General features: G+C 42.2%; 1 pseudogene. It reads left to right on the top strand.

Features of this window, described 5'->3' with window-relative positions:
- Positions 1 to 16: 16 nt before the first annotated feature.
- Positions 17 to 277, top strand: a pseudogene (locus tag AAEY62_RS22220) (RNA pseudouridine synthase); the annotation flags it as partial.

Here is a 277-nt window from a genome sequence, read left to right as displayed (position 1 = left end):
ACAACAAGCCATGCAAGTGACCCGCAAACAGCGAAAAGAGCAACGCCAAACTGGCCAAGAGCAACTCAATGCCGATGACTTTGAACAACTTAAAACAACCTTAGCTGGGCAAAGTATTGTTGAGAAAAAACAACTGCAGGCATTAAAGCAAGACTGGCAAACGCAAATTACAGCGCTTGAGCAAACCCAAGCAGCTATGCTGGGTGAAATTAACGGATTAAAAAAGCGCCGCAAAACACTCTCAAAAAACCTACAAAAGAAATTATTTGCTCAATAC

The organism is Pseudoalteromonas sp. GW168-MNA-CIBAN-0100 (assembly GCF_040309225.1).
GTDB lineage: Bacteria > Pseudomonadota > Gammaproteobacteria > Enterobacterales > Alteromonadaceae > Pseudoalteromonas > Pseudoalteromonas arctica.
This window is presented reverse-complemented; position numbering and strand designations above follow the sequence as displayed.